Genomic DNA, 18,989 nt, shown 5'->3' on the forward strand with positions numbered 1-18,989 from the left:
CTCCTATCGGTCTTTTTTGCCGTAGCCGCCGCCGGTCGGCGTGACCACGGTAAAGGCCTCGCCTGTCTCCAGCACCGTATGGGCGGAACCGATCAATTCCTCGACCGTGCCGTCATTGCGTCGGACATAGTTGCGGCCGGTCTGGCCCGGCTCGCCGCCCTTGACGCCGAAGGGTGCGACGCGGCGATGGCCGGAGAGCACCGCGAATTCCAGCTTTTCCCGGGTGCGGATGGTGCGTTGCGTGCCGTTGCCGGCATTCCACTGTCCGCGTCCGCCAGAATTCGGGCGGATATGGAAGTCTTCGAGCACCACGGGAAAGCGGGTTTCAAGGATTTCCGGGTCGGTCAGGCGCGAATTGGTCATGTGGGTATGAACCGCATCGGCGCCGTTGAAGCCGGGGCCGGCTGGAGCGCCGGAGCAGATCGTCTCGTAATACTGATAGGCGTCGTTGCCGAAGGTCAGATTGTTCATCGTCCCTTGCGCGGCGGCAAGTGTGCCGACCGCGCCGAACAGGCAGTTGGTGACGGCCTGGCTCACCTCGACATTGCCGGCAACGACGGCGGCCGGATACCTAGGCGTCAGCATCGTGCCTTCGGGAATGATGATCCGAACCGGCCGCAGGCAACCGGCATTCATCGGGATATCGGCCTCGACCAGAACGCGGAAGACATAGAGCACGGCGGCGCGCGTCACTGGCTGAGGCGCGTTGAAATTGTCGGCACGCTGCTCGGACGTCCCGGTAAAATCCACCGTCGCCTCGCGCTTGTCCCTGTCGATCGAAATCTTGACGACGATCTTGCAGCCCTGATCCATCTCATAGCTGAACTCGCCATCCGGCAGGCGGTCGAGGACGCGGCGCACGCTTTCGGCGGCATTGTCCTGGACATGGCCCATATAGGCGTCGACCACGTCTTCGCCGAAGTGGACGATCATCTTCTTCAGCTCAGTGACGCCCTTCTCATTGGCCGCGACCTGTGCCTTCAGGTCGTTGACGTTCTGCGCCAGTTGTCGCACGGGATAACGCGCGCCAAGCAAGAGCGACGACAATTCTGCCTCGCGGAAGCGGCCACGGTCGAGCAGCTTGAAATTGTCGATATAGACGCCTTCCTCCTCGATATGGGTGGCGAGCGGAGACATCGAGCCCGGCGAAATGCCGCCGATATCGGCGTGATGGCCGCGGCTGGCGACCCAGAAGCGAATCTCCTTGCCGGCATCGTCGAAGACCGGCGTGCAGACGGTGAGGTCGGGCAGGTGTGTGCCGCCGTTGTAAGGCGCATTGATCAGGAAGACGTCGCCGGGATGGATGACCGGGTTCTCGCGGATGGCGGTCGCGACCGAGGCGTCCATGGAACCGAGATGAACCGGCATATGCGGCGCATTGGCGACGAGATTGCCCTCGGCGTCGAAGACGGCGCAGGAGAAATCCAGTCGCTCCTTGATGTTGACGGAATAGGCGGTGTTTTGCAGCGTGACGCCCATCTGCTCGGCGATCGACATGAAGAGATTGTTGAAGATCTCCAGCATCACCGGATCGGCCTTGGTGCCGATGGCGGTACGCTGCGGCAGCGCCTTGATGCGGGTGAGAACGATGTGATCCTTCGCCGTCAGCTTCCCCTGCCAACCGTTCTCGATGACGATGGTCTGGTTCGGCTCGATGATGATGGCCGGCCCAGTCACGGTCTGGCCGGGCAGGATCGCCTCGCGTAGCACGACGGCTGCGTCATGGCTCTCACCCTGGGAATGAAAGGAGGTGCGGCGAGCCGCATCGGCTTCGCCCTTGCCCACCTCTTTCCGCTCGAGATCGATCTCGGCGGCTGCTCCCCCGATGGTCTCGACCTCGATGGCCTCGACCACCAGCGGCTTATCCTCGGCGACGAAGCCGAAGCGGCGCTTGTGCAGAACTTCGAATTCGCCGCGCAGCCGCGCGGGATCGTCGAGCTCGGGAAAGGTCACTTCCACCGCCAGCATCGTGTCCGTGCCGGCATAGCGGATATGGGCGCGCTGGACGGTGCGGATATCGTCGGCTTCTACGCCCTGCGCTTCCAGCTCCGGCAGGCATTCGCCCTGCAACGCCTTGCCCAGCGCGGCGATGGCGGCCGGCGCGGCATCGTTGAGCGGCACGCCGAGTGCTTTCTGACGCGTGGCGCGGATATCGGCGAGGCCCATGCCATAGGCCGAGAGCAGGCCGGACATCGGATGCAGCAGAATGCTTTTCATGCCCAGGGCATCGGCGACCAGGCAGGCATGCTGCCCGCCGGCACCGCCGAAGCAGTTGAGGGCATAGCGCGTCACGTCATAGCCGCGCTGCACCGAAATCTTCTTGATTGCCTCGACCATGTTGGCGACGGCGATGCGTATGAAACCGTCCGCCACCTCTTCCGGGCCGCGACCGTCACCGATCTTGGCTGCGAGCTCCCCGAACTTGCCGCGCACGGTCTCGACGTCCAGCGGCTGGTCCTGGTTCGGCCCGAAGATTGCAGGGAAGAATTCCGGCAGCAGCTTGCCGGTCATGACATTGGCGTCGGTGACTGCCAAGGGGCCGCCGTTGCGGTAACAGGCGGGACCGGGAAAGGCACCGGCGGAATCCGGGCCGACGCGGAAACGGTCGCCATCGAAATGCAGGATCGAGCCGCCACCGGCCGCCACCGTATGGATCAGCATCATCGGGGCACGGACGCGGACGCCGGCAACTTCCGTCTCGAAAGCGCGCTCATATTCGCCGTCGAAATGCGCGACGTCTGTTGATGTCCCGCCCATGTCGAAGCCGATGACATTGCCGAAACCGGCCTGTTCGCCGGTTTTGGCGAGACCGACCACGCCACCGGCCGGGCCGGAGAGAATGGCATCCTTGCCCTGGAACATATCGGCGGCCGTCAGCCCGCCCGACGACATCATGAACATGACGCGCGCGCCCGTACGGGCGATATCGAGCTCGTCGGATACCTGGTTGATATAGCGGCCGAGCACTGGCGAGAGATAGGCGTCCACCACTGTTGTGTCGCCACGGCCGACCAGCTTGATCAGCGGCGAGACCTCGTGGCTGACGGAGACCTGTTCGAAACCGATATTCCGAGCGATCCTGGCAACTGCCGCCTCATGGGCGGGAAACTTATAGGCATGCATGAAGACGATGGCGACGGCGCGATAGCCCTTGGCGCGCAGGTCCCGCAACGCGGCTTCCGCCGCCTGCTCGTCGATAGCCTGCTCCACCGTGCCGTCGGCCAGCACGCGCTCGTCAAGCTCCACGACATCGTCATAGAGTGCTTCCGGCTTGATGATCTCGGTCGCGAAGATCTTCTTGCGCTCCTGATAGCCGATGCGCAGTGCGTCGCGGAAGCCCTTGGTCGTCACCAGCGCCAGCCGCTCGCCCTTGCGTTCCAGAAGCGCGTTGGTGGCGACCGTCGTGCCCATGCGCACCTCGCCGATGAGGCCGGCCGGGATCGGCTCGCCGTTTGCCAGACCAAGATGCAGGCGAATGCCATAGACGGCGGCATCGCGATAGGCCTCGGGATTTTCCGACAGGACCTTGCGGGCGTGCAGTTCTCCTAAGGGATCACGCCCCACGACATCGGTGAAAGTGCCGCCACGATCAATCCAGAAATCCCAATGACCCGCTACGCTGCCTGCCAAGACTGCCTCCATCAAAATCGTTCGAAAATTCACTGATAAAATATCGATAAATCGTCAACGTTTTGTCGTCAATAACAAAACCCGATCTCGGCGCCCTTAGCCGCTCAAAACCACTTGAAAGGAGGTAGGCTGTCGAAGTCCGTTGGCGCTGCCTGTGAAATCGCCTAGTGCAAACCGCCGACGCCGAGCAGGCGCTCGACCGTTGCATGATCCTGAGCGAGCGCACCGGGCGTTCCCTGCCAAGCGAGCCGACCGCGTTCGAGGATGATTACCTGATCGGCGAAGTCTAGTGCGCTCTGGATGCGCTGTTCCACCAGTAGGATGGTCATGTCGCCGGTCTTGGCGAGATTGGTAAAGGCTGCCATCAGTTCCTCGCAAATGACGGGGGCGAGACCCTCCAGCGGTTCATCGAGAAGCAGTACCGAGGGGCGGCCGAGAATGGTGCGGGCGGTCGACAGCATCTGCTGCTCGCCGCCGGAAAGCTGGTTGCCCAGGTTCTTGCGGCGCTCCTTGAGGCGCGGAAACATGTCGTAGGCTTCCTGCAGCGCGGCCTTAGGGCGACCCTTCAAACCGACGGAGAGATTTTCCTCCACCGTCAGCGTCGGAAAGACATCGCGCGTCTGCGGCACGTAGCCGAGACCCTGATGCGCGCGCCTGGCGCTCGGCAGGCCGGTGACATCGGTAGACCCCAGGCGGATGCTGCCCTCATAGCGGCGCGTCTGGCCGGCAAGTGTGGCAAGCAGCGTCGTCTTGCCCATGCCATTGCGACCGAGCACGGCAAGCCGCGCGCCGGCCGGAACGGAAAGGGATACGCCTTCCAGCACCCGCGTCGGCCCGTAACCGGCTGAAAGGTTTTCCACTTCAAGCGGTGTGGCCGGCATTGGCGTAGCTCCCCAGATAGGCCTCGCGCACCCGCGCATCCTTGGTGACGTCGGCGGGTGAGCCGTCGAAGATGATGGTGCCGGCGGCAAGCACGACGACGCGCTTGGCGAAGCGGAAGACCAAATCCATGTCGTGCTCGATCATCAGTACGGCAAGGTCTTTGGGCAGATCGGCCAGCGCCTGCTCGATGCGGCCGGTATCACTCTGCGGCACGCCGGCGGCAGGCTCGTCGAGCAACAGCACTTTCGGCTTCAGCGCCATGGCGACGGCGATCTCCAGCAATCTCTGCTGGCCGTAGGCGATTTCGCTGACCTTGCGATGCATGAGATCGGCAAGGCCGAGCTTGCCCAGCAGATCACCAGTCTCGGCCATGACGTCGCGCATGGCGAGGAAATTGCCGAACATGCGGCCGGAGCGGCCGGAGCGCTGCAGGATGGCAAGCGCCACATGCTCGGCCGGCGTCATGTCCTGAAAAAGCCGGGTCACCTGGAAGGAGCGTACCAGTCCACGCCGAACGCGGCCGATGGCGTCGATTTTGCTCACTCTCTCGCCGCCAAGACTGACCTCGCCAGCATCCGCCCGCAGATTGCCGGTGACCAGATTGACGAAGCTGGTCTTGCCAGCGCCATTGGGGCCGATCAGTGCCACGCGATCGCCCGGCGCCATCGACAGGCTGACATCATTGGTCACCGTCAATCCGCCAAAGGCTTTCTTCAGATGACTGACTTCGAAGACTGCGTTCATGAACGAGCCTCCCGGCGCCGCGCGAGATAGGCCGCGGCCGTGCCGTAAATGCCCTTCGGCGCGAACAGCACCACGAGGATCAGCAGCAGGCCTACGATGGTCAGCCAGTGGAATGGATTGGCGGCGGAGACATAATCCTCGAACAGCATGAAGACCAGCGTGCCGGCGAGCGCCCCGAACAGCGAACCCGTGCCGCCAAGCACGAGCATGACCAGGGCCTCGGCCGATTGCGTGAAGGAGAGGCTATCGAGCCCGACCACCTGGGTCGAGATCGCATTCAGCGCGCCGCCAACGCCGGCGACGGCGCCTGAGATCACATACATTTTGATGAGCGTGACCTTCGGCGAGACGCCCATGGCCCGGATGCGCAGGGGATCCTGCCTTATGCCGCGACAGAGCATCCCGAAGGGCGAGCGTACCAGAAAACGCAGCAGGACCAGCGTGACCAGCAACAACGCCACGCCATAGAGATAGGCCGTATGCCCATAGAGATCGAATTCGAACAGGCCGAACAGCGGGTCGGTGGAGATGCCGGAGAGCCCGTCGCTGCCACCCGTCCAGCTGGATGCCTTGTTGGCGAATTCATGGAAGAGGTAAATCAGCGCAATCGACAGCACGAGCTGCGGCAGGCCATGCGCTCTCAGAATGACAATGCCGCAGATCAATCCCGCGACCGCGCCGGCGACGATGCCGACCAGTGTCATCAGCAAGGGATCATTGATGCCGTAATGCGCCGAGGCGATGCCGGCGGCATAGGCGCCGGCGCCAAACAGGGCCGCATGGCCGAGCGTCGCCACGCCGCAATAACCTGTGACCAGATCGAGCGACAGGACAAGCAGGGCAATGGCGATCAATCGTGTCAGGAGCGCGAGATTGTCGGGAAACAGCAGATAGCCGGCGGCTGCCAGAACGAGGATGACCGCTATGGCAATACCATCGCGCTTGAGTGCGAGGCGGTTGCTCATGGCGGCTATACTTTCTCGGTCCATGGTCAATGCCATATCACTTCGCCCTTCCGGCTAGACCGCGCGGGAAGATGCAGACGATGGCGATGACGGCGAGATAGAAGAAGAACTCGCCATATTCCGGCATCAGATAGCGGCCGGTAGTGTCGATGCCGCCAAGGATGAGGCAGGCAAGCAGCGCCCCTCCGATCGAACCGGCGCCGCCGATTGAGACGACGACAAGAAAGGTCACCATATAGCGCAGGGCATAATAGGGCTCGACCGGCAGCAGTTCGGCGCCGACGACGCCACCGAAGGCGGCAAGCCCGACGGCGACGGCGAAGCTAACGGCATAGACGATCTCGGTACGCACGCCGAGGGCCGCCGCCATCGAGGCATTGTCGACGGAGGCGCGCAGCTTCACCCCGAACGAGGTCTTCTCGATGGTGAACCATAGCGCCAGGGCGACAACGAGCCCGCAGACAATTGCGAAGATGCGATGCGTGCCAATGGTCCGAAAGCCGAGATCGACAGAGCCTTGCAGCTCGCTTGGCAAGGGGATGGTCTTCAGCGTCGGGCCGAAGACATAGTTGGCGATGCCGATGATGCAGAAGGTAATGCCAATTGTCATCAGCACCTGCGTCAGCTCCGGCGCGCCATAGATACGGCGGTAGAGCAGCCGCTCGATCGGGATTGAGATGATTACCGTGCCGACGACGGCCAGCAGAACCGCGGCGGCATAACCCAGCCCGAGATCCCGCGCCGCATAGGAGGCGATATAGCCGCCGATCATGGCAAAGGCGCCATGCGCGAGATTGACGACGCGCATCAGCCCCATGGTGACGGAGAGGCCAATGGAAATCACGAACAGCACCATGCCGTAGGCGAGGGCATCGACTGCAATGCTGAACACGGTTTGCATGGATCGGGCTGGTCCGTTTGCTTTCTTCTGCTCTTCCCTTAATCCTCTGCCGCTGGACCGGGCGCAAGCCGCCCGTTCCCTGGCCATGTCGAAGGACGCAGGAAGAGCGGTTCTATTTCACCGCCGCCAAACCGGGGTCGCCCTGCTTTTCGAAGGTCTGGATTTCCTTGTTGTAATAGGTGCCGTCGGCCGCCTTGGCGACTTCGCGCAGATAGATGTTCTGGGTGATATGCCGGCTTTCCGGGTCGATGGTCACCGGGCCGCGCGGGCTGACCCAGGAGTGGCCCTTCACCGCGTCGACGGCCTTCTGTGCATCCTGCTTGCCGCCGGTCGCCTCGATCATCTTGTAGATGACATGCATGCCATCGAATGCGCCGACCGCCGGGAAGGTGAGTTCGGCCGGATTGCCGATTGCCTTGTCGGCAGCGGCGACGAAGGCCTTGTTTTCCGGGGAGTCATGCGAAATCGCATAGTGGAAGGTCGTCTGCATGCCGAGTGCCGCGTCGCCAAGCGCCGGCAGATCGGATTCCTGCGTTAGGTCGCCGGGCGAAAACAGCTTGATGCCGGCGCCCTTCAGGCCGTTTTCATTGTAAGCCTTGACGAAGCCGAGCGTGGTCGGGCCGGAGGGCAGGAAGGCGAAGACGCCTTGCGCGCCGGAATCCTTGATGCGTTGCATGATCGGGCTGAAATCGTTGGTCGACAACGGCATGCGTACCGTCTCGACCACCTGGCCGCCGACCTTCTCGAAACCGGCCTTGAAGGCATTTTCCGCATCGACGCCGGGACCGTAGTCGCTGACGACGGAGATAACCTTGTTGACGCCGCCGTCATGCGCGACCTTGGCGATCGGTGTCGATGTCTGCCAGGTTGTGAACGAGGTTCGCACCACCAGCGGGCTCTTCGTCACGATCGCCGATGTCGCGGCGTTGAAGATCACCATCGGCACATTGGCCTGCTTGAGGATCGGCGTCACCGCCATGGCGTCCGGGGTGAAATAGAAGCCGGCCAGATATTGCACATGCTCCTTGACCACCAGTTCCTGCGCTGAAGACTTCGACTGCGCCGGATCGGCCTGTGGCACGTCGCGGTAGATCACCTCGACCTCGCTGTCGCCAACCTTGCTGCCATGCATGGCCATATAGGCATCGATGCCGGCCTTGAAATTCTTGCCCTGCAGGGCGAATGGCCCCGAAAACGGCCCGATGACGCCAATCTTGATCGTGTCGGCATAGGCGGCACTGCTGATGGCGATAGCCGCGATTGCGGCCAGAATAACCCGTTTCATATTTCTTCCTCCCCTACCGGCCTGCTCCCCGGGCCAGCTTGCTTTTACGCAGATCTGTTAAGGTCAATCTGGCATACGAAACAGTGATGTAAAATGAAATAAATGCTTGCATCGATAATGCCAGGGTTATGTTTATTTCTTGAATTTCATCTCAAAAGTTTGTTCCCAACCGCCTCACGTTCCCGATCAACTCCGGCGCCGATCGCAACGACGCGGCTGTTGCCATCACCATCTGTGGCAACAGCAGCCATTCGAGCGTCCAGGCGGCGCCCGAACGTTCCTGCTCATGCACCATGGATTGATGAATGCCGGAGAGCTGAACGGCGTTGAAGCGGGCAAGCGCGACCAGCGTCTCGGCGGCGACCGGGTTCTGCTTGTGCGGCATGGCCGAGGAGCCGCCGCCGCCGGCAAGCTCGATTTCCTCGCCTGTCTGCGCCAGAAGGGCGATGTCCAGGCCGACCTTACCGAGACTGCCAGTCATCAGCGAGAGCAGGCCTGCGAACTCGGCAATGCCTCCCCGCTGGCTCTGCCATTGCGGTTCGTCGGTGAGGTCGAGTTCCTGCGCCAGCGATGCACGAACAGCGGCAGCGTTCGATCCCAATTTTTCCAGCGTACCGACCGCGCCGCCGAACTGGAGCGGAAAGCTCTCCTGCGTCAGCCGGTCTCGATATTTGTCGAGCGGGATGCGCCAGGCGCGCAGCCGGTCGGAGACCGTCATCGGAATGGCGGCCTGCATGCGGGTGCGGCCCATAAACTGGTTCTTGCCGAATTGCTTGTCGAGTTTTTCGATCCCAGCGGTGACAGCGAAAAGACGGCCGGTGAACAGGAAAGAGACCGCCTTCAGGCGCATCATCAGGCTGGTATCGATGACATCCTGGCTGGTGGCGCCGAAATGCACATGCTTCGCGGCCTCGCCGCCAACAGCCTTGCGCAACTGCTTGACGAGGTCGGGAATGACGACCCCGTCCGTGGCCGTCGCCAATTTCAGGCTGGCAATGTCCGGCTGGAAGGTGCCGCAGACTGCCGCGATCCGCTCAGCCGCGTCTTGTGGAATGACACCATGCCGCGCCTCGGCCTTGGCGAGTGCGGCCTCGAAAGCGAGCATGGCGCGGATATCGGCTTCCGCTGAAAAATAAGCGGAAATCTCCTCGTCGCCGAGGAGGCCGGAGAGAAACGGATGGTCGAAGGCGGAAATGCTCATGGTCTATATATCGAGGAAAACCGTTTCCTTGTCGCCCTGCAAATGCACGTCGAACGTATAGACCGTCCCCTCCTGGCTGGCGATCAGGGTGGCGACACGTTGGCGATGCTCGATGCGGGCCAGCAGAGGGTCCTCGGCATTGGCCTCGGCCTCGTCGGGAAAATACATCCGGGTATGCAGGCCGATATTGATGCCGCGCGCCACGATCCAGAGGGTGATATGTGGCGCCATCTTGCGCCCGTCCTTATAGGGAGCGCAGCCGGGCTTCACCGTCTCGAAGGAGAAGACGCCGTCTTCAGCGCTGGTCGGGCAGCGGCCCCAGCCGGTGAAGTTCGGATCGGCCGTCCCGCGCATCTCCGAAGGGCTGTTGTAGAGGCCGGCGCTGTCGGCCTGCCAGATCTCGACGACGGCATCCTTCACCAGTGTATCGGCGCCGTCGAAAATCCGGCCCTTGACCGTGATGCGTTGCCCCAGCGTCTTGTCGTTGACCATGGACACGCCGTGATCGACGTCGTAGACGCCGCCAATGTCGCAAAAGTTTGGCGTCAGGCCGATATGGACATAGGGGCCAGCCGTCTGCGACGGAGTTTCCTTGAGGTAGCCGAGTTCCTGCACCATCAGTTGCCCTCCAGCCGGTTTTCGAACAGGGTCGAGCGGCGTCCGCGCAATACGATATCGAATTTATAGGCACGCGCGTCCATTGGGATCGTGTTGCCCCAGTCGAGCGGCGCGATCAGCTGCTCGATCGCCTTTTTGTCGGGGATCGTGCCGACGATCGGACATTTCCAGATCATCGGATCACCCTCGAAATACATTTGTGTGATCAGTCGCTGCGCAAAGCCGTGGCCGAAGACGGAGAAATGAATATGCGCTGGGCGCCAGTCGTTGACGCCATTCGGCCAGGGATAGGCGCCGGGCCGCACCGTGCGGAAGGCATAGTGGCCGTCCTCGTCGGTGATGGCACGGCCGCAACCGCCGAAATTCGGATCGAGGGCGGCGAGATAGGTTTCTTTCTTGTGGCGATACCGCCCGCCGGCATTGGCCTGCCAGAATTCGAGGAGAGCGCCCGGAACCGGCCGATTGCGCTCGTCGAGCACGCGGCCATGCACGATGATGCGCTCGCCGATCGCACTTTCGCCGGGTTTGGCGAAGTTATGGATCAGGTCGTTGTCGTGCTCGCCCAGAATGGAATGCCCGAAGACAGGGCCGGTGATTTCGGAGATCGTGCCGTCCAGCGACAGCAGCGCGCGCTGCGGAGAGCGCAGCACCGACGTCTTGTAGCCAGGCGTTAAGGCCGGCGCGTGCCAGGCGCGATCGCGGGCGAAAAAGGCGCCGGTTTCGGGCCTGCTATTGCTTTTGTCAGACATCTTTGCCTCGCTTCAGGCCGCCTTCTCGGCGTCCATCTGTTCGAAAACCTGCTTGGCGATCTTGATCGCGTGATTGGCCGCCGGCACGCCGGCATAGATTGCCACATGCAGCAGTGCTTCGCGGACATCGTCGCGTGTCGCGCCGGTATTGATCGTCGCGCGGACATGCATCGCCACTTCGTCATCCTGGCCGAGTGCCGCCAGAAGCGCGATCGTGACGATCGAGCGCTCACGCTTGCTGAGCGTCGGACGCGACCAGACATGACCCCAAGCGGCTTCGGTGATCAACTCCTGGAAAGGCTGGTCGAACTCCGTCGATGCTGACTGGGCCCGGTCGACATGGCTGTCGCCGAGAACGGCGCGTCGCGTCGCCATGCCCTGGCGATAGCGCTCGGACGGAGCGTTGGGTTCATTCATGGGCCTTTTCTCCATGCAAGGCGAAATCGATGAAAGCGCGAATGACGGCGGTCAGCGCCTCGGGCTGTTCGACGCAGGGAATGTGCCCCGCATCCTTGATCACTTCATAGCGCGCGTTTGGAATGAGCTTGGCGGTCGACAACACCAGGTCCGGCGATGTCGAGCCGTCCTGATCGCCGACGATACAGATGGTCGGCACCGCGATCTTCTTCGCCGCCTCGGTAAAATCGGCATCGCGCAAAGCGGCGCAGGTTGCCGTATAGCCAGCCGCCGGCTGACGGGTGAGCATGTTGGAATAGCCGGCAAAGGCGGTGTTTTCCGGACGGCGGAAAGCCGGGGTGAACCAGCGCTCCATCACTGCGTCGACGATCGATTCAATGCCCTGAGCTTCCACCTGCGCAATACGGGCATTCCAGCTATCGGTAGTGCCGATCTTGTGGGCGGTGTCACAAAGGATCAGCGCCCGGACCAGATCCGGCCGTCTCTGGTAGAGCGACTGCGCGATCAGCCCGCCGACCGATAGGCCGCAAATGATGGCGTTCTTGACATTGAGGAGATCAAGCAGCCCGGCGAGATCGGTGGCATGATCTTCGATGGCATAGGGTACCTGGCCGATATCGGAGAGACCGTGGCCGCGCTTGTCATAGAGCACGATGGCGAAATCGCCGGCGAGCCTGACGATCACGTCGCGCCAGATGCGGAAATCCGTGCCAAGCGAATTGGCAAAGACAAGCACCGGCTTGTCACCGGCAGCACCGATGATCTGATAATGGATCGTGACGTCGTTGATACGGGCGAACTGCACTGAAAATCTCCTCGACAGCGAGATTGTAGGTTTAATCTGGTTAAGTAAAATGATATTTTATGGCTTTCCGATAACCAAAAGGTTATTAAATCCATGATCGACACGCGCGTCAAATTCCGCCATCTCCAGACTTTTGTCGAGGTCGCGCGGCAGAAAAGCGTGGTCAAGGCGGCCGGTCTCCTGCATGTCAGCCAGCCGGCGGTGACCAAGACCATCCGCGAACTGGAGGAGGCGCTGGGCGTCGCGGTGTTCGAGCGCGACGGGCGTGGCATCAAGATCACCCGCTACGGCGAAGTCTTCCTGCGCCATGCGGGCGCTGCGCTGACGGCGCTGAGGCAGGGCCTCGATTCCGTTTCGCAGGAGCGATCCGGCGAGGCGCCGCCGATCCGGATCGGCGCTCTGCCGACGGTCTCGACGCGGATCATGCCGCGGGCCATGGAACTGTTCCTGAAGGAAGAAACCTGGAGCCGCATCAAGATCGTCACCGGCGAGAATGCCGTGCTTCTGGAGCAGCTCCGCGTCGGCGATCTCGATCTCGTGGTCGGGCGCCTGAGCAGCCCAGACAAGATGGCAGGTTTTTCCTTCGAGCATCTTTATTCCGAACAGGTCGTCTTCGTGGTGCGGGCAGGGCATCCGCTGCTAAGGGCAAGACAATCGCTGTTTTCCAATCTCGGCAAATACACGATCCTGATGCCTTCTCGCGGCTCGATCATCCGGCCCTCTGTCGAAAGTTTCCTGATCGCCAACGGTGTCGCAAGCCTGCCGAACCAGATCGAGACGGTATCGGATTCCTTCGGTCGCGCCTTCGTGCGCTCCAGCGATGCGGTCTGGATCATTTCGACCGGCGTCGTCGCCGGCGACGTCGAGGATGGTCTGCTGAGCCTGCTGCCGATCGACACCAGCGAGACAAGGGGACCAGTTGGGCTCACCATGCGCACCGACGCCATTCCCAGCATGCCACTGTCGATCCTGATGCAAACGATCCGCGAGGCGGCCGATGAGGTGGCGAAGAAGCGCTAAGCCACCTCAATCTCAATAGGGTAGGCCAACATAATTCTCGGCAAGAGCTGTCGAGGCGGCACGCGAGTGCGTAAGATAGTCCAGCTCCGCCTCCTGGATCTTTTGGTCGAAATCGCCGGTTTCGGGGAAGCGATGCATCATCGTCGTCATCCACCAGGAAAAGCGCACCGCCTTCCAGACGCGGGCAAGCGCCTGGGCGGAATAGGCGTCCAGGCCGGCGTTGGAGTGATCCTGATAATGTTCTGCAAGGCCCGAGAAGAGATAATGGACATCGCTCGCCGCAAGGTTCAGGCCCTTGGCGCCCGTCGCCGGCACGATATGGGCGGCATCACCGACAAGGAACAGGCGGCCGAAGCGCATGGGCTCCGTGACGAAGGAGCGCAGCGGTGCGATGGACTTTTCGAACGAGGGCGCGGTGATCAGGGCCTCGGCATGGTGTGCCGGCAGGCGGCGGCGTAGCTCGTCCCAGAAGCGGTCGTCGCTCCAGTTTTCGACCTTCTCATCCAGCGGGCACTGGATGTAATAGCGGCTGCGCGTCATCGACCGCATGGAGCAAAGCGCAAAGCCGCGCGGATGGTTGGCATAGATCAATTCATGATTGACGGGCGGGGCGTCGGCAAGCAGGCCAAGCCAGCCGAAGGGATAGATCTTCTCGAAGCTTCGGATTGATTTTTCCGGAACCGATTTGCGGCTGACGCCATGAAAGCCGTCGCAGCCGGCAATGAAATCGCAGTCGATGCGGTGGGTGACGCCGTCTTTTTCATAGGTGATAAAGGGGGCGGCACCGTCAAAAGCATATGGCTGAACATTGGCCGCATCATAGATCGTCAGTCCCCCGCTTTGTTCGCGGCGTGCCATCAGATCACGGGTCAGCTCTGTCTGGCCATAGACCATGACGCGCTTGCCGCCGGTCAGGCCATGAAGATCGATACGGTGATCACGGCCGTCGAAAGCCAGCGAAAAGCCGTCATGCGGTAAGCCTTCGGCATGCAGGCGCGCCGCGGACTGTGCCTTGTCCAACAGCCAGACAGTGCCTTCCTCCAATACGCCGGCCCGCACGCGGCCGAGAATGTAATCCTTGCCGACGCGGTCGAGAATGACGTTGTCTATGCCGGCTTCCGTCAGCAATTGGCCGAGCAAGAGGCCGGAAGGGCCGGAACCGATAATGGCAACCTGGGTACGCATAGTCTCCTCCCGCGCTTCGTCTTTTGTCGAATTCTGCGCGGCGGAGAGGGCGGGAACAATGGACATTTCACCCGAGAAATTGCACAAATCGAACATGGCGGAGGGAGAAAGCCATGTCGAGACCTGTGCCAACCTATGAACTCTATGGTGAAAATACCGGCCGGAAGCCCGATTTCTGGCTGCATTGCGAAACCATACCCTCGCGTAGCAGCCTGCATCATTGGGAAATCCGGCCACACCGCCACGAGAGTTTCTTTCAGATCTTGTACATAGACGCCGGCTCGGGCGACGCGGTCTTCGACGGCGAAAGCCACGCGATCATGCCGCCCGCCGTCATCACCGTGCCGCCGCGCCTCAACCACGGCTTCCGCTTTTCGCGAGATATAGACGGCTTCGTCATCACGGTGCTGATCTCGCACCTCAAGACCTCACCCGGCGACCGCAGCCGGCTCGGCGAATGGCTGGCCAAGCCGCACCTGACGCGGCTCGATATGGACAACGAGGACGCGGCGTATGTCGCCGGAACGTTGAGGCGCCTCGGCGGCGAATTCGCAAACCGGCGTGGTGGCCGCAACGATCTGCTCGAAGCCTATCTCACATCGGCGCTGCTCCTGACCGCCCGCCTGTCTCAGCAGGAGGGCGAAGGACAGGGCGCTTCCGACGAAAGCGAGCGGCGGATGGAAGTATTATACGGCCTGATCCAGCGCCATTTCCGCTCCCACAAGCCGGCTGCCTTTTACGCCGAAGCCCTCGGCATCTCGCCGACGCATTTGAACCGCATCGTGCGCGGAAAGACAGGTCAAGCCATCCACGAATTGATCGCCCGCAAACTGATCGACGAAGCCAAGCGCGAACTGGTCTTCACCTTCGGCTCGGTGCAGGAGATCGGATACCGGCTCGGCTTTGCCGATCCCGCCTATTTCTCACGTTTCTTCCTGAAGCAGACCGGAGAGACGCCGCGCGCCTGGCGCATTGCCGAGCGGGATAGGCTTGGGGTGTAGCGCGTCTCAGCGCAAAACCAATCGCAACGCCTTTTGCGTCTCCCTCAATAGCGGCAGAAAGCGTTCTGTCATTTCGGCGGCGGCGACATAGGCGGCCGGGGCGCCGATGTTGATGGCTGCTACCGTCTGGCCACGGTCGTTTTCCACCGGGACGGCGATGGAGCAGAGGCCGATTTCCAGTTCCTGGTCGATGACGGCGTAGCCCTGCACTCTCACCCGGCGAAACTCGGCTAACAGCTCCTCCGGGTCTGTCTTTGTATTCGGCGTATTCGCCTTGAGGTCCGTTCGGGCCAGAACGGCGCGCGCTTCGCCCTCTGGCAAGGCGGCAAGCAGAACGCGGCCCATGGAGGCGCAGAAGGCGGGCAGGCGGCTGCCTGGCGTCAGATTGATCGACATCACGCGGCGCTGCGAGGCGCGGGCGATATAGACGACCTCTGTGCCATCGAGCACCGAGGCCGAGGCATTGTGGCCGGCCTGTTCTGCAAGTTGATCGAGATAGGGCTGGATGATCGTTGGCAGCGGCGTGGCGGCGAGATAGGCATGGCCGAGCCGCAGGATCTTCGGCGTCAACGTGAAGAATTTGCCGTCATAGTCGGCATAGCCAAGTTCAGCCAGCGTCAGCAACGAGCGGCGTACGGTGGCGCGATCGAGGCCGGTCAGCTTCGACGCTTCGGCGATCGACAGGCGCTGCTGAGTCTCGCCGAAAGCCTCGATGACTTTCAGGCCCCTGGCAAAGCCGCTGACAAAGTCGGTTTCCCGCATGATGCTCTCCAAATTTGCCTTCAATTTGTGCGATATATGAACAAATATCAAATAACGCACAAATCAATTGCCGTCCAGCCTGCGCTGTTCTATTTCGAAGGGAGAGGACGGGCCGTTTTTATCCGCCCGCAATGGCAAACGGGAGTTTCTGCATGGGCAAGACAATCGCGAGCACGGCGGCTGCCGTCTCGGATATCGGCGATGGCGCGACCATCATGATCGGCGGCTTCGGCGGCTCCGGCGCGCCGATCGAACTCATTCATGCGCTAATCGACAAGGGTCCGAAGAACCTGACTGTCATCAACAACAATGCCGGCAACGGGCGTATCGGCATTGCGGCGATGATCGATGCGGGCATGGTCAAGAAGATGATCTGCTCTTTCCCGCGCTCCTCCGACCCACGCGCTTTCACGGACCGCTATCTGGCCGGCGAAATCGAGCTGGAACTGGTGCCGCAGGGGACGCTGGCCGAACGCATCCGCGCCGGCGGTGCCGGCATCCCGGCCTTTTATACCCCAACCGCCTATGGCACTGAGCTTGCCAACGGCAAGGTCATCGCCGAATTCGACGGCCGCAACTATGTTCAGGAGCGCTGGCTGAAAGCCGATTTCGCCATCGTCAAAGCCCAACTAGGCGACATCCACGGCAACCTTATTTACAACAAGGCCGGTCGCAACTTTAATCCGCTGATGTGCATGGCCGCCGCCAGGACGATCGCGCAGGTCTCGAAAATCGTCGCCCTCGGCGAACTCGATCCGGAGCACATCGTTACCCCCGGCATCTTCGTCAACGGCGTCGTCGAAGTCGCCGATCCGCAACAGGAAGAAAGCCTCATTCGGGCCGGAGTGGTATACGCATGACCATCGACACACGCGACGACATCAAGCTCTCCAACGCCCAGATCGCCTGGCGTGCAGCTCAGGACATCGAAGACGGCGCCTATGTGAATCTCGGCATCGGCTTCCCGGAAATGGTTGCCCGCTACCAGCCCCCGGGGCGCCAGGCAATCTTTCACACGGAAAACGGCATTCTGGATTTCGGCGAGCCGCCGGCGGAGGGCGAGGAGGATTGGGATCTGATCAACGCCGGCAAGAAGGCCGTCACGCTGAAGCCCGGCGCCGCCTTCTTCCACCATGCCGATAGCTTTGCCATGGTGCGCGGCGGCCATCTGGATGTTGCGATCCTCGGCGCCTACCAGGTGGCGCAGAACGGCGACCTCGCCAACTGGCGTGTCGGCTCCAAGGGCGTGCCTGCCGTTGGCGGGGCGATGGATCTGGTGCATGGCGCCAAGCAGGTTTTCGTCATCACCGAGCATGTAACGAAGGACGGCAAGCCGAAACTTGTGGACGCCTGCACCTTCCCACTCACCGGCGTTGGCTGCATCACCCGCGTCTATACGAGCCATGCCGTCATCGATATCGTCAACGGAGGCTTCGTCGTGCGTGAGAAGCTGGCTGCCATGACCATGGACGAGTTGCAGGCGATGACCGGCGCTCCGCTCCATACCGACCGCCCCGTCGCCGACCTCGTCGTGCCGGCGCTTTAAGGAAAAGACCATGACCGAAGCTTTCATCTGTGACTATATCCGCACCCCCATCGGCCGTTTCGGCGGATCGCTCTCCTCCGTGCGCGCCGACGATCTCGGTGCGGTGCCCTTGAAGGCACTGATCGAGCGCAACGGTTCCGTCGATTGGGAAGCCGTCGACGACGTGATCTATGGCTGTGCCAACCAGGCGGGCGAGGACAACCGAAACGTTGCGCGCATGTCGCTTCTGCTTGCTGGCTTGCCAGTCTCTGTTCCTGGCACGACGATCAACCGCCTATGCGGTTCCGGCATGGATGCCGTCATTGCCGCCGCGCGCGCCATTCGTGCGGGCGAAGCCGAACTGATGATCGCCGGCGGCGTCGAAAGCATGTCGCGGGCGCCCTTCGTTATTCCCAAGGCCGAGAGCGCCTTTTCACGCAATGCAGAAATCTACGACACCACTATCGGCTGGCGCTTCGTCAATCCGCTGATGAAGAAGCAGTATGGCGTCGATTCCATGCCGGAAACCGGCGAGAATGTTGCCGAGGATTATAAGGTCAGCCGCGAGGATCAGGACGCCTTCGCCGTCCGCTCGCAGGCCAAGGCCGCCGCCGCGCAGGAGAATGGCCGTCTCGCCAGGGAGATCACCTCGGTGACGATCCCGCAGCGCAAAGGCGATGCCGTCGTCGTTGGCAAGGACGAGCATCCGCGCGCCACGACCATGGAAGCACTGGCAAAGCTCGGTACGCCGTTCAAGAAGGAGGGCGGCACGGTCACCGCCGGCAATGCTTCCGGCGTCAACGACGGCGCCACGGCGCTGATCATCGCTTCGGAAGCGGCAGTGAAGAAATATGGCCTGACGCCGATTGCCCGCATCCTCGGGGGCGCTGCCGCCGGTGTGCCGCCGCGCGTCATGGGCATCGGCCCGGTCCCGGCCTCGCGCAAACTGATGGCTCGCCTCGGCCTGCGCCAGGAACAGTTCGACGTCATCGAACTCAACGAGGCCTTCGCCTCGCAGGGTCTCGCTGTCCTGCGCGAGCTCGGCATTGCCGGCGACGATGCCCGCGTCAACCGCAACGGTGGCGCCATCGCGCTTGGCCATCCGCTCGGCATGTCCGGCGCTCGCATCACCGGCACGGCAGCGCTGGAGCTGCAGGAAACCGGCGGACGCTACTCGCTGTCGACCATGTGCATCGGCGTCGGCCAGGGTATTGCCATCGCGCTCGAGCGGGTCTGAACCGCTCACGTTGAATTGACGGCGGGCCGCGCGGAATGTTCCGGGCGGCACGCTTTTGTTTG

At 62.1% G+C, this 18,989-nt stretch carries 18 protein-coding genes; 5 read left to right on the forward strand and 13 right to left on the reverse strand.

Going from position 1 to position 18,989, the window contains the following annotated elements; translation table 11 throughout:
* Positions 1-3: 3 nt before the first annotated feature.
* The 11 genes from AB6803_RS01265 to pcaD form a co-directional block, all read right to left on the reverse strand.
* On the reverse strand, positions 4-3,630 hold the full coding sequence (locus AB6803_RS01265; protein ID WP_371107157.1) for a hydantoinase B/oxoprolinase family protein: 3,627 nt from the start codon (positions 3,628-3,630) through the stop codon (positions 4-6).
* Between the two features lie 164 nt (positions 3,631-3,794).
* A complete protein-coding gene (locus tag AB6803_RS01270; protein ID WP_371107158.1) occupies positions 3,795-4,511 on the reverse strand; it encodes an ABC transporter ATP-binding protein in 717 nt (238 codons plus the stop codon).
* Positions 4,492-5,256, reverse strand: a complete 765-nt coding sequence (locus AB6803_RS01275; RefSeq protein ID WP_371107159.1) for an ABC transporter ATP-binding protein — start codon at positions 5,254-5,256, stop codon at positions 4,492-4,494. Before AB6803_RS01275 ends, AB6803_RS01270 begins: the two co-directional genes overlap by 20 nt.
* Entirely contained in the window at positions 5,253-6,257 is a 1,005-nt protein-coding gene (locus AB6803_RS01280) for a branched-chain amino acid ABC transporter permease (RefSeq protein ID WP_371107160.1), read from the reverse strand. The genes AB6803_RS01275 and AB6803_RS01280 overlap by 4 nt, the downstream gene beginning before the upstream one ends.
* Before the next feature lies 1 nt (position 6,258).
* On the reverse strand, positions 6,259-7,122 hold the full coding sequence (locus tag AB6803_RS01285; protein ID WP_371107161.1) for a branched-chain amino acid ABC transporter permease: 864 nt from the start codon (positions 7,120-7,122) through the stop codon (positions 6,259-6,261).
* 112 nt (positions 7,123-7,234) lie between these two features.
* Positions 7,235-8,407, reverse strand: a complete 1,173-nt coding sequence (locus tag AB6803_RS01290; protein ID WP_371107162.1) for an ABC transporter substrate-binding protein — start codon at positions 8,405-8,407, stop codon at positions 7,235-7,237.
* A gap of 151 nt (positions 8,408-8,558) precedes the next feature.
* Positions 8,559-9,608, reverse strand: a complete 1,050-nt coding sequence (locus AB6803_RS01295) for a 3-carboxy-cis,cis-muconate cycloisomerase (RefSeq protein ID WP_371107163.1) — start codon at positions 9,606-9,608, stop codon at positions 8,559-8,561.
* 3 nt (positions 9,609-9,611) lie between these two features.
* Positions 9,612-10,223, reverse strand: a complete 612-nt coding sequence (gene pcaG, locus AB6803_RS01300) for a protocatechuate 3,4-dioxygenase subunit alpha (protein ID WP_371107683.1) — start codon at positions 10,221-10,223, stop codon at positions 9,612-9,614.
* A gap of 2 nt (positions 10,224-10,225) precedes the next feature.
* Entirely contained in the window at positions 10,226-10,975 is a 750-nt protein-coding gene (gene pcaH / locus AB6803_RS01305) for a protocatechuate 3,4-dioxygenase subunit beta (RefSeq protein WP_371107164.1), read from the reverse strand.
* A gap of 12 nt (positions 10,976-10,987) precedes the next feature.
* Positions 10,988-11,392, reverse strand: coding sequence for a 4-carboxymuconolactone decarboxylase (pcaC, locus tag AB6803_RS01310; protein WP_015917817.1), 405 nt, complete (start codon positions 11,390-11,392; stop codon positions 10,988-10,990).
* On the reverse strand, positions 11,385-12,197 hold the full coding sequence (pcaD, locus tag AB6803_RS01315; protein WP_371107165.1) for a 3-oxoadipate enol-lactonase: 813 nt from the start codon (positions 12,195-12,197) through the stop codon (positions 11,385-11,387). The genes pcaC and pcaD overlap by 8 nt, the downstream gene beginning before the upstream one ends.
* Before the next feature lie 93 nt (positions 12,198-12,290).
* On the opposite strand from pcaD, the gene pcaQ reads away from it, so the two are divergent.
* Positions 12,291-13,217, forward strand: a complete 927-nt coding sequence (gene pcaQ / locus AB6803_RS01320; protein WP_371107166.1) for a pca operon transcription factor PcaQ — start codon at positions 12,291-12,293, stop codon at positions 13,215-13,217.
* A gap of 12 nt (positions 13,218-13,229) precedes the next feature.
* Here the strand turns inward: pcaQ and pobA are convergent, their stop codons facing one another.
* Positions 13,230-14,402 carry a 4-hydroxybenzoate 3-monooxygenase gene (gene pobA / locus AB6803_RS01325; protein WP_371107167.1) on the reverse strand — a complete coding sequence of 391 codons (1,173 nt, stop codon included), beginning with the start codon at positions 14,400-14,402 and terminating at the stop codon, positions 13,230-13,232.
* Between the two features lie 113 nt (positions 14,403-14,515).
* Between pobA and AB6803_RS01330 the strand changes: the two genes are divergently transcribed.
* Positions 14,516-15,403 carry a helix-turn-helix domain-containing protein gene (locus AB6803_RS01330; RefSeq protein ID WP_371107168.1) on the forward strand — a complete coding sequence of 296 codons (888 nt, stop codon included), beginning with the start codon at positions 14,516-14,518 and terminating at the stop codon, positions 15,401-15,403.
* Between the two features lie 6 nt (positions 15,404-15,409).
* Here the strand turns inward: AB6803_RS01330 and AB6803_RS01335 are convergent, their stop codons facing one another.
* Positions 15,410-16,165, reverse strand: coding sequence for an IclR family transcriptional regulator (locus AB6803_RS01335; protein WP_371107169.1), 756 nt, complete (start codon positions 16,163-16,165; stop codon positions 15,410-15,412).
* A 152-nt stretch (positions 16,166-16,317) separates the two neighbouring features.
* Here AB6803_RS01335 and AB6803_RS01340 point away from each other — a divergent pair, with 152 nt between their 5' ends.
* The 3 genes from AB6803_RS01340 to pcaF are packed head-to-tail and all read left to right on the forward strand — an operon-like array spanning position 16,318 to position 18,927.
* Entirely contained in the window at positions 16,318-17,025 is a 708-nt protein-coding gene (locus AB6803_RS01340; protein ID WP_371107170.1) for a 3-oxoacid CoA-transferase subunit A, read from the forward strand.
* Entirely contained in the window at positions 17,022-17,711 is a 690-nt protein-coding gene (locus tag AB6803_RS01345; RefSeq protein ID WP_371107171.1) for a CoA transferase subunit B, read from the forward strand. Before AB6803_RS01340 ends, AB6803_RS01345 begins: the two co-directional genes overlap by 4 nt.
* 10 nt (positions 17,712-17,721) lie before the next feature.
* Positions 17,722-18,927: a 3-oxoadipyl-CoA thiolase gene (pcaF, locus tag AB6803_RS01350; protein WP_371107172.1), complete on the forward strand. Its 1,206-nt coding sequence runs from the start codon at positions 17,722-17,724 to the stop codon at positions 18,925-18,927.
* Positions 18,928-18,989: the final 62 nt, after the last annotated feature.

The sequence above is a fragment of the Rhizobium sp. RCC_161_2 genome, from assembly GCF_041355235.1.
Lineage (GTDB): Bacteria > Pseudomonadota > Alphaproteobacteria > Rhizobiales > Rhizobiaceae > Rhizobium.